Here is a 9115-nt window from a genome sequence, read left to right on the forward strand (position 1 = left end):
CACGGCGGCCGGCGTCGGCCCGGCGGCGGCAGCGGCCGGCGCCCCCTGGGCGGAAGCCGAACCGGCAGCGATCGCGGCGACGGCGAGGAAGAGGCGGCGTTTCATCGACAGTCCTGTGAATACGAATGATTTTCATTGTAGGACTGCCGAGGCCGGGTTCGGCCGAAGACCCTGCACCGCGGGCGCCGGATGCGGCAACGCCCGCGCGGTGCCCGTTCAGGGCACGGCGCGGGCGTTGTTTGCGGGTGCGCGGCTCAGCGCAGCGGCACGCCGGTCTTGGCCTGCACTTCCTCGCGCGTCACGCCGGCGGCCAGCTCCACGAGCTTCAGGCCCTGCGGCGTCACGTCCATCACGGCCAGGTCGGTGATGATGCGGTTCACCACGCCCACGCCGGTGAGCGGCAGCGTGCACTTGGGCAGCAGCTTCAGGTCGATGCTGCCGTCCTTCTTCTTCGCCACGTGCTCCATCAGCACGATGACGCGGCCCACGCCGGCCACCAGGTCCATGGCGCCGCCCATGCCCTTGACCATCTTGCCGGGGATCATCCAGTTGGCCAGGTCGCCGTGCTCGCTGACCTGCATGGCGCCCAGGATGCTGAGGTTGATCTTGCCGCCGCGGATCATCGCGAAGCTGTCGTGCGAGCCGAAGATCGACGAACCCGCGAGGGTGGTCACGGTCTGCTTGCCGGCGTTGATGATGTCGGCGTCGACCTCGTCCTCGGTCGGGAACGGACCGATGCCGAGCATGCCGTTCTCGCTCTGCAGCCACACCTCGATCGTCGGATCGACGAAGTTGGCCACCAGCGTGGGCAGGCCGATGCCGAGGTTGACGTAGTAGCCGTCGTGCAGTTCCTTGGCGGCGCGTGCCGCCATCTGGTCGTGGGTCCAGGGCATATCAAGCCTCCCGCTGGGCCGCCCCGAGGGAGGCTTGCGTCCCCTCGGGGGACAGGAGCGTAGCGACGTAGGGGTGGTTGTTCATCTCAGACTCCCGCCTTCTCGGTGATGGTGCGCTTCTCGATGCGTTTTTCCGGCGTGGCATTGAGCACGATGCGGTGCACGTAGATGCCGGGCAGGTGCACCGCGTCGGGATCGAAGTGGCCGGTCTCGACGATCTCCTCGACCTCGACCACCGTGAGCTTCCCGGCCATCGCCACCGCCGGGTTGAAGTTGCGCGCGGTGCGGCGGAACAGCAGGTTGCCGCTCTTGTCGGCCTTCCAGGCCTTGACCAGCGACACCTCGGGCAGCAGCGAACGCTCCATCACGTAGACGGCGCCGTCGAACTCGCGAGTTTCCTTGCCCTCGGCCACCATGGTGCCGACGCCGGTCTTGGTGAAGAAGGCCGGGATGCCGGCGCCGCCGGCGCGCAGCTTCTCGGCCAGCGTGCCCTGGGGCGTGAACTCCAGCTCCAGCTCGCCGGCCAGGAACTGGCGCTCGAACTCCTTGTTCTCGCCCACGTAGCTGGAGATCATCTTCCTGATCTGCCGCGTGTCGAGCAGCTTGCCGAGGCCGAAGCCGTCGACGCCTGCGTTGTTGGAGATCACTGTCAGGTCCTTGACGCCGCTGTCGCGCAACGCGTCGATCAGGGCCTCGGGGATGCCGCACAGGCCGAAGCCGCCGACGGCCAGCAACTGGCCGTCCTTCACGATGCCGTCGAGCGCGGCCTTCGCGCTCGGGTAGACCTTGTTCATGCAGTTCGCTCCATCGGGCGGTGACACCAGCACGCAGCGTACTACGTATCCGCATACGTACAATCGCCTAAGCAATGACTAGCGCCTCTCTTGCCGCCGTCGCCACCATCGATCACCGCGGCGCCTTCGAGCTGGCGCCGGTGGGCCTGGTGATCTCCAGCCACCGCAAGATCGTCGACTGCAACCAGGCGGTGGCCGAGATCTTCCGCTCGCCGCGCGAGGCGCTGATCGGCCAGTCCTTCGAGGTGCTCTACCCGAGCCACGACGAGTTCGAGCGCACCGGCGCGCGCATCCTGCTCAAGCTCGACCGCCACGGCCGCTACGCCGACGACCGCATCATGAAACGCGAACCCGGCAACCCGCGCGGCGAGCTGTTCTGGTGCCACGTGATGGGCCGCGCCATCAACCGCGAGACGCCGCACGAGGCCGGCATCTGGAGCTTCGAGGACCTGTCCTCGCAGCGCCCGCTCACGCCCGCCGGCCGCGCCGGGCTCACCGCGCGCGAGCGCGAGGTGGCGGCGCTGCTGATCGAGGGCCAGACCAGCAAGCAGATCGGCAAGGTGCTGGGCGTGAGCCACCGCACCGTCGACATCTACCGCGCCCGGCTGCTGCGCAAGTACGCCGCCGGCAGCACCGCCGAGCTGGTGAACAAGCTGGTGCGCGGCTGAGCCGCCGCGGCGCCGACACGCGCCGGTCACGCCGCGGTCACGACGCCGCCACGGGCGCGTCATCCAATCGGGCGGCCGGCGCACCGCCGGCGCCCGCCCCCGCCTCGTGCCCACTGGCTTCCACGTCCTCATCGCCGCGCAGTTCGTCTCGGGCCTCGCCGACAACGCGCTGCTGATCGTCACGATCGCCCGCCTCGACGAGCTCGGCGCGCCGCTGTGGTGGGCCCCGCTGCTCAAGCTCGGCTTCACGCTCGCCTACGTGCTGCTCGCGCCCTTCGTGGGCGCACTGGCCGACGCCTGGCCGAAGGCGCGCGTCATGTTCGTCAGCAACGGGCTGAAGGCCGGCGCCTGCGCGCTGCTGGTCGCCGGCGGTGACCCGCTGCTGGCCTTCACGCTGGCGGGCATCGGCGCGGCCGCCTACTCGCCGGCCAAGTACGGGCTGGTGACCGAGCTGCTGCCGCCCGCCCGGCTGGTGGCGGCCAACGGCTGGATCGAGGTGTGCACCGTCGGCGCCATCCTGCTCGGCACCGCGCTCGGCGGCCTGCTGGTCAGCCCGTCGGCGCAGACCGCCGCGCCCTGGCTTCCGCCGCTGGCGCAGGCGCTGCCGACCGGCGGCACGCAGTTGCTGCCGGCGCTGCTCACGGTGCTGGCGCTGTTCGTGTTGGCCGGCGTGCTGAACCTGTGCATCCCGGACAGCGGCGCGCGCTACCCGCGCGTGGCGCCGGGCCGGCTGCTGCGGCAGTTCGCCGACGACAACGGCCGGCTGTGGCGCGATCCGGCCGGTCGCGTTTCTCTGGCCGTGACCACGCTGTTCTGGGGCGTCGGCGCGACGCTGCAGTTCGTGGTGCTGCGCTGGGCCGAGCACTCGCTGGGGCTGGATCTGCACGAAGCCGCAGGGCTGCAGATCGCGACCGCGCTCGGCCTGATCGCCGGGGCCGTGGCGGCCGGCCGCTGGCTGAGCCTGCCGAACGCCACGCGGGTGCTGCCGCTGGGCATCGCGATGGGCCTGCTGGTGCCGTGGATGACGGTCATCGAGCAGCCGTTCGCGGCCACGCCGCTGCTGGCCGCGGTGGGCGCCTGCGCCGGCTTCTTCGTGGTGCCGATGAACGCGCTGCTGCAGCACCGCGGCCACACGCTGCTGAGCGCCGGCCGCTCGATCGCGGTGCAGAACTTCAACGAGAACCTGGGCGTGCTGGCCCTGCTGGCGCTCTATGCCGCGCTCACCGCGGCCGGCCTGCCGCTGGCGCTGCTGATCTGGGGCTTCGGCGCCCTGGTGGCGCTGGCCACGGCCGCGATCACCGCGCTGCACCGCCGCCACGCGAGCCTGGGCGCCCACCCCGCACCGCATCGCAACGCCACACCGGAGAACGCATGAAGCTGATGATCGTCACCGACGCCTGGGAACCGCAGGTCAACGGCGTGGTCCGCACGCTGAAGATGACGCGCCGCGAGCTGCAGAAGCTCGGGCACGAGGTGGAGCTGCTGTCGCCGCAGGGCTTTCGCAGCATGCCCTGCCCCAGCTACCCCGAGATCGAGCTGGCGCTGACCACGCGCCGCGGCGTCGCGCGGCGCATCGATGCCTTCGCGCCCGACTGCCTGCATATCGCCACCGAGGGGCCGCTGGGCTGGCTGGCGCGCTCGGTGGCCCGCTCGCGCGGCTGGCCGTTCACCACTGCGTACCACAGCCGCTTTCCCGAGTACGTGCACGCGCGCACGCGCCTGCCCACGGCCTGGAGCTATGCGCTGCTGCGGCGCTTCCACAACGCCGGGCTGGGCACGCTGACGCCCACGCCGGCCATCGTGGACGACCTGCGCGCCCGCGGCTTCCGGCACGCGCGCTGGTGGTCGCGCGGCGTCGACCTGGGCCTGTTCAGCGCCGACGGCCCGCGCCTGCCGCGCGCCGAGCACCCGGTGTTCCTCTACGTCGGCCGCATCGCGGTGGAGAAGCAGGTCGATGCCTTCCTGAAGCTCGAACTGCCCGGCGAGAAATGGATCGCCGGCGAGGGCCCGGCGCGCGCCCGGCTCGAGGCGCGCTATCCGGGCGTGCGCTGGTTCGGCGTGCTCGACGGCCCGGCGCTGGCCACGCTCTACCGCAGCGCCGACGTGATGGTGTTCCCCAGCGTGACCGACACCTTCGGCCTGGTGATGGCCGAGTCCATGGCCTGCGGCACGCCGGTGGCCGCCTTCCCGGTGCCGGGCCGATCGACGTGGTGGGCCGCTCCGCCGGCGGCGTGCTGCACACCGACCTGCGCGTGGCCTGCCTGCGCGCGCTGCAGCTGCCGCGCGAGGCGGTGCGCCGCCACGGCGAGCAGTACTCGTGGGAGCGCGCGACGCAGCAGTTCCTCGCGGCGCTGCGGCCGATCGACGGCCATCGCGCGTCGGAAGAGATGCTCAGCGCGGCGGAGCGTTCGCCGAACGTCGGCGCCCGAGATCCTGCATGAAGGCCTCCAGCGCCATCTCGTCGCGCGATCCGACCGGCGCCATCTCCAGCCGCATCGCGCTGGCACCGAGCGGCTGCTCGCGCGCGCACACCATCTGCTGCAGCTGCCCGCCGTAGCGCTCCGGGCGCCCCTGCTCGCGCAGGTAGAGGTTCTGGGCGCGGTAGGCGGTGCGCTCGGACTCGAGCGTCTCCTCGCAGTCGGTCTGGTACTGCGAGGCCTTGCGGCGCGACTCGAGCACGTGCACGAGTTCGTGGACGATGAAGGAGTTGTCGCGGCTGCTGTGCGGATCGAGCTCGTCGCTGACCAGGATGCGGCTGCGGGTGTGGTCGTAGATGGCCACCATGTCGGCACAGGTCTGCGGCTGCACCGGACAGACCTGCGAGCGGAGCACCGAGGCCGGCAGCAGCTGGACCGAGGGCAGCTGTTCGAACGGCACCGGGTCGTAGCCCGACAGGCGCGCGGCGGCCGCCAGCAGGTAGCTCAGGAGCGCCGCGTCGAGCATCGCCGTCCTCCGGGCCTCGGGCGCGGCCGTCCGCGCATGGACACATCATTGCCGAAGTTGGATGGCCTTGCCAGTGATCGTGGCCGACGCTTGCGGTTCGCCTGCACCGAGCGCTGCTGACCACGCCATCGGGCGAACGGCTCCGCTCGTGTCCCCCGGACGTCGGCCTCCCGGCCGCCGCCCTCCTCCTCTACCTCGCTGCGCCATTCACCCGACGTCCTGGTCGCACGTACCACCGAGAGGCGCGAAGGTCTTCAAACCTCGGCACGCCGCGGTGTATCGAAGCGCCGCGACGGGCCGCTGTGTGGAGTGAAGTAAAGGAGGAGAGCCCGACCGGAGGTCGGGCTCGGGGGACATGAACGCAACACAGCGGACCGGCGCGGCGCCAGCTCCCACGGCGCGCCTCGCACCGGAAGTGCCCGTACCTCCTCAGGCGAACAGCGGGAAGCTCTCGAAGCGCCCCCGCAGCACCGCCTGCGTGTCGGTACGACCGAACCAGCCGTCCATCACGGTGGCGTAGGTGCGGCGGAAGTCGGTGGTGTGGCGCAGGTTGTCGTCGGGCGTGCGCTCGGTCAGGCTGACCGGCCGGCCGTACTGCCCGCCCTTCACCGGCTTGCCGACGATGAACATCGGGCCGGCAGTGCCGTGGTCGGTGCCGAGGCTGGTGTTCTCGGGCACGCGGCGGCCGAACTCCGAGAACGCCATCAGCACCACGTCGTCGGCACGGCCGATGCGCTCCATGTCGCGCATGAAGGCCAGCACGCCGTCGGACACGTAGGTCAGCAGGCGCTGGTGCAGGTCGGCCTGGTGCACGTGGGTGTCGAAGGCGTTGTTGCGGTAGGCCACGTAGTAGAGCTGCGTCGGCAGGCCGGCGGCGATCAGCGAGGCGACCTTGGGCAGGTCGACCGGCAGCACGCCGTAGTCGACCGGCGTGGAGTACTTCGACCACGCCTGGCGCACCAGCTCGGAGGCGTCGCGCGCGCTGCGGGCGATGTCGCGCAGGTAGCGGCGGTTGCCGCTGTCGGAGGCCTCGGACGGCTCGACCCGGTCGAGCAGGCCGCGCTCCTCGTAGAAGCCTTCGCGGACGAACTTCTCCGGGTCGTCGAACACCACCGGCACGTGGCGCCGGCTGCGCACCGCGAGCGATTGCGTGGCGTCGATGTTGACGATGAAGTTGCTGGCGCCGTCGGGCCGCATCGCGTCGGCCAGGCGGCCGACCCAGCCGTACTCCTCGCCGCTGTTGGGCGCCGCGGTGTGCCAGTAGGCCATCGACGAGAAGTGCGAGAAGTTCGGGTTGTCGTAGCCGCAGCCGTGCACGATGGCGAGCTTGCCGTCCTTGTAGAGCCGCTCGAAACCCGCCAGGCCGGGGTTGAAGCCGTGGTGGTCGTCGATGCGGCGCAGCCGCTGGGCCGGGATGCCGAGCTTGGGCCGCAGCCGGTAGTAGGTGTCGTCGGCATACGGCACCACGGTGTTCAGGCCGTCGTTGCCGCCCGACATCTCCAGCACCACCAGGATGCGGCGCCGTTCGCTCGCCGGCACGACGGCCGGCTGCTGCGCCATCGCGGCGAACGGCGTCGGCAGCACCAGGCCGCCGAGGCCGGCCTGCAACAGCGCGCGCCGCGTCAGGGCGGCGCCGCGTGCGGGCGTGTGGGACGAAGCGCTCATCGCGGGTCCTTCCTCATCCGAGCTGGTAGTCGGGACTGGCCAGCATCAGGTGCAGCAGCATGCGCAGGCCGTCCTCCATGTAGGTGGATGCGCGGTCGATGCGGTCGGTGCCCAGCTCGCGCGTCAGGAACTCGACCCAGGCCGCGCGCTGCGCGGCGCCGACCGGTGCGCTCAGGAAGCGGCGCGTCAGTGCGTCGACCGCGTCGGCCGTGCTGCGGCTGCCGCTGGCGACGACGAGGCCGCTCAGGTCCACGCGCGCCATCGTGCGCGGAATGGGCTTCACCACCTCGACCGCCTTCTGCCAGCCGCGGTAGCTGCCGTAGCGGGTGTTGAACTCCTCGTCGCGGTCGCTCATGCGGTTGGACATGGCCATCGCCTCGCCGCCGGCCATGTCCTTGCCTTCGGGCACGGTGGCGGCGGTGATGTCGAGCCCGCGCGAGATGCGCTCGTGCACCGCGCGGATCTCCAGGCCGGTGGCGTTGCTCGGGAAGCGGTCGTTCGGCAGCGCGGTGAAGTCGGGGAACAGCACGTCGCGCGCGAAGTTGCCGCGCTCCATCAGCAGGCCCGGCGTGATCCAGCTGCGGCCGTAGGCCCAGCCGGCCACGGTGGGCGGGTACAGCAGGTGCTGGCCCAGCGCGCCGGTCACGTCGTTGAAGTCGGGCACGCCCGGCACCTCTTTCAGCCCGAGCTTGCGGTAGGTCGAGACCACCAGCTCCACCGGGCTCTTGATGCGCGTGCCCACCACCTCGGGGCTGTAGAAGTCGCGCGAGAGGAAGATGGCTTCGAGCAGCGGCGCGATCTCGTAGCGGTTGTCGCGCAGCACGGCGCCGAGGCGCCGGCGCAGCTCGGGGGTGATCTCGTCGCGCGCCAGGTAGCGGTAGATGCGCCCAGCCAGGTACTCGGCCGTGACCGGCTGCTCGAGGATCAGGTCGATGACCTGCACGCCGTCGAACGGGCCGCGGCGGCCGAACACGAGCTTGTCGCTGTCGTCGTGCTGGGCGCGGTTGACGACGAAGCGCAGGTCGTCGTAGTTCCAGCCGGTGAAGGCGCGCGCCGCCTCGCGGATGTCGCGCTCGCTGTAGTTGCCCACCCCCATGGTGAACATCTCCATGATCTCGCGCGCGAAGTTCTCGTTGGGCGCGCCCTTCACGTTCACGCCGGCGTCCAGGAAGGCCAGCATCGCCGGGTCCTGGGCCACGCCGATCATCAGCTCGCGGAAGTTGCCCAGGCCCTTGGCCTGGAACAGCTGCAGCTGCTGCAGCATCTTGCGCGCGTCGCGCACCTTGTCCTCGTGGGTGGCGAAGTGGCCGTGCCAGAACAGCGCCATCTTCTCCTCCAGCGGCCGCTGCGTGAGCAGCATGCGGTTGGCCCACCAGTAGGCGACGCGGTGCGTCTCCAGGCGGCTGGCGCGCAGCCAGTAGAAGAACTTGTTGACCACCGGCTGCAGGCGGCGGTTGCCCTCGGGCTTGGCAGCCACGCCGAGCGCCTCGCCGCGCGCCTTGGCGGCCTCGGTGGTGGCCGGCCGGCTGGCGGGAAACGGTTCGAGGCCGGGCTCGTGGATGTCGGAGGCGTCGAACGGCGGCAGGTGGCTGTTGTCGATGCCCTGCGGCCGCACCAGCGTGGCCACCGCCTGCTGCGGCGTCATCGCGGCGAAGCGCGCGATCTCCTCGGGCGTGGGACCGAAGCCGGCCCGCTCCAGCAGGTGCGCGGCGCGCTCGGCGTTCCACTGGTCGGCGGCGATCGGACGCAGATCGCCGCTCCAGGCGGCCGGGCCGGCACCCGGTGCGGCGACACCGGCCGCGGCGGTGCCGGCCAGCACGAGGCCGAACAAGGCAGACCTGAGGAGGCGGCGCAGGGACATCATCGGAATCCGGGCTGGTGGGTCAGGCAGCCCGCACGGCGGGCGCTGGCGATTCTGGGCCCGGGGCCGGGCGTTTGCACGCGGCCGGCGCAGCTCGGGCAAATTACCCGGCCGCCACCCTAGGACAGGTCGACGCCGAGCTCGGCGGCCAGCCGGTGCAGTTGCGCACGCAGCATCACCACCTCGGCCTGCAGGCGGTGCTGGTTGGCGCGCAGCGCCTGGATCTCGCCGGCCGTCACCAGGTCCTCGGGGGCGCCGCCGGCCGGCGCCGCGGTGGCCACGTCGGGCGGG

Annotated in this window: 7 protein-coding genes and 1 pseudogene; 3 read left to right on the top strand and 5 right to left on the bottom strand. The window is 71.4% G+C overall.

The features are described from left to right. Nucleotides 1-254 precede the first annotated feature (254 nt). Both Y694_RS17420 and Y694_RS17425 read right to left on the bottom strand, forming a co-directional pair. Nucleotides 255-893 (bottom strand): CoA transferase subunit B, encoded by a 639-nt coding sequence (locus Y694_RS17420; RefSeq protein ID WP_036234803.1) that lies wholly within the window; start codon nt 891-893, stop codon nt 255-257. An 86-nt stretch (nt 894-979) separates the two neighbouring features. Further along, a complete protein-coding gene (locus Y694_RS17425; RefSeq protein ID WP_011829055.1) occupies nt 980-1687 on the bottom strand; it encodes a CoA transferase subunit A in 708 nt (235 codons plus the stop codon). A 74-nt stretch (nt 1688-1761) separates the two neighbouring features. Here Y694_RS17425 and Y694_RS17430 point away from each other — a divergent pair, with 74 nt between their 5' ends. The 3 genes and pseudogenes from Y694_RS17430 (at nt 1762) to Y694_RS17440 (ending at nt 4796) form a co-directional block, all read left to right on the top strand. After that, nucleotides 1762-2355, top strand: a complete 594-nt coding sequence (locus tag Y694_RS17430) for a PAS and helix-turn-helix domain-containing protein (protein ID WP_011829054.1) — start codon at nt 1762-1764, stop codon at nt 2353-2355. A gap of 106 nt (nt 2356-2461) precedes the next feature. Next, entirely contained in the window at nt 2462-3730 is a 1269-nt protein-coding gene (gene lplT / locus Y694_RS17435; protein WP_036234804.1) for a lysophospholipid transporter LplT, read from the top strand. Further along, nucleotides 3727-4796 (top strand): annotated as a pseudogene (locus Y694_RS17440) (glycosyltransferase family 4 protein). Before lplT ends, Y694_RS17440 begins: the two are co-directional and overlap by 4 nt. Here the strand turns inward: Y694_RS17440 and Y694_RS17445 are convergent. From Y694_RS17445 to Y694_RS17455, 3 genes are all read right to left on the bottom strand, one after another. Further along, complete coding sequence (locus Y694_RS17445) at nt 4747-5298, bottom strand: hypothetical protein (protein WP_036234805.1); 552 nt, start codon at nt 5296-5298, stop codon at nt 4747-4749. The pseudogene Y694_RS17440 and the gene Y694_RS17445 sit on opposite strands and share 50 nt — an antisense overlap. Nucleotides 5299-5727: 429 nt before the next feature. Beyond that, nucleotides 5728-6963: a DUF1501 domain-containing protein gene (locus tag Y694_RS17450; protein ID WP_051495861.1), complete on the bottom strand. Its 1236-nt coding sequence runs from the start codon at nt 6961-6963 to the stop codon at nt 5728-5730. Between the two features lie 13 nt (nt 6964-6976). Beyond that, the gene (locus tag Y694_RS17455) at nt 6977-8824 is read right to left on the bottom strand and encodes a DUF1800 family protein (RefSeq protein WP_231497748.1); all 1848 of its coding nucleotides are present in this window, start codon (nt 8822-8824) and stop codon (nt 6977-6979) included. Nucleotides 8825-9115 lie beyond the last annotated feature (291 nt).

The sequence above is a fragment of the Methylibium sp. T29-B genome, assembly GCF_000576225.1.
Classification (GTDB): Bacteria; Pseudomonadota; Gammaproteobacteria; order Burkholderiales; family Burkholderiaceae_C; genus Methylibium; species Methylibium petroleiphilum.

What these genes read in the sequence shown, in the direction of transcription:
- Y694_RS17420 (WP_036234803.1), bottom strand. Translation starts at nt 893, where the DNA reads ATGCCCTGGACCCACGACCAGATGGCGGCACGCGCCGCCAAGGAACTG.
- Y694_RS17425 (WP_011829055.1), bottom strand. Translation starts at nt 1,687, where the DNA reads ATGAACAAGGTCTACCCGAGCGCGAAGGCCGCGCTCGACGGCATCGTG.
- Y694_RS17430 (WP_011829054.1), top strand. Translation starts at nt 1,762, where the DNA reads ATGACTAGCGCCTCTCTTGCCGCCGTCGCCACCATCGATCACCGCGGC.
- Y694_RS17445 (WP_036234805.1), bottom strand. Translation starts at nt 5,298, where the DNA reads ATGCTCGACGCGGCGCTCCTGAGCTACCTGCTGGCGGCCGCCGCGCGC.
- Y694_RS17450 (WP_051495861.1), bottom strand. Translation starts at nt 6,963, where the DNA reads ATGAGCGCTTCGTCCCACACGCCCGCACGCGGCGCCGCCCTGACGCGG.
- Y694_RS17455 (WP_231497748.1), bottom strand. Translation starts at nt 8,824, where the DNA reads ATGTCCCTGCGCCGCCTCCTCAGGTCTGCCTTGTTCGGCCTCGTGCTG.